Source organism: Streptococcus oralis subsp. dentisani (assembly GCF_002096615.1).
GTDB lineage: Bacteria > Bacillota > Bacilli > Lactobacillales > Streptococcaceae > Streptococcus > Streptococcus oralis_U.
In genome coordinates, this window is sequence record NZ_NCUX01000004.1 from 1 (window position 1) to 895 (window position 895).

Annotated in this window: 1 protein-coding gene; it reads left to right on the plus strand. The window is 45.6% G+C overall.

Going from position 1 to position 895, the window contains the following annotated elements:
* On the plus strand, positions 1 to 895 hold an 895-nt coding region (locus B7708_RS00045), incomplete at both ends, for a hypothetical protein (RefSeq protein WP_193431727.1).

The following is an 895-nucleotide window of genomic DNA, read 5'->3' on the forward strand; positions in this document are numbered from 1 at the left end:
CTTCAGCATCTAACGACCAGAACTCAGCTTCTATCTCAGCAAGCGCGAGCCACTCTGCGTCAGTATCAGCAAGCCAAAGCGCTTCAGCATCAGTATCAGCAAGCCAATCAGCTTCAGCGTCTGTATCTGCAAGCCAAAGCACTTCAGCATCAGTAAGCTCAAGTCAATCAACTTCAGCATCAGTATCTGCAAGCCAAAGCACTTCAGCATCAGTAAGCTCAAGCCAATCAGCTTCAGCATCAGTAAGCTCAAGTCAATCAGCTTCAGCATCAGTATCTGCAAGTGAATCAGCTTCAGCATCTGTATCAGCTAGTCAATCCGCTTCAGCATCAGTATCTGCAAGCCAATCAGCTAGCGCATCAGTATCTGCAAGTCAATCCGCTTCAGCATCTGTAAGCTCAAGTCAATCAGCTTCAGCATCTGTATCAGCTAGTCAATCAACTTCAGCATCAGTATCTGCAAGCCAAAGCGCTTCAGCATCAGTAAGCTCAAGTCAATCAGCTTCAGCATCAGTATCAGCTAGCCAAAGCGCTTCAGCTTCTGTAAGCTCAAGTCAATCAACTTCAGCATCAGTATCTGCAAGTGAATCAGCTTCAGCTTCTGTAAGCTCAAGTCAATCAGCTTCAGCATCAGTATCTGCAAGCCAATCAGCTAGCGCATCAGTATCTGCAAGTCAATCAGCTTCAGCATCTGTAAGCTCAAGTCAATCAGCTTCAGCATCTGTATCAGCTAGTCAATCAACTTCAGCATCAGTATCTGCAAGCCAAAGCGCTTCAGCATCAGTAAGCTCAAGTCAATCAGCTTCAGCATCAGTATCAGCTAGCCAAAGTGCTTCAGCTTCTGTAAGCTCAAGTCAATCAACTTCAGCATCAGTATCTGCAAGTGAATCAGCTTT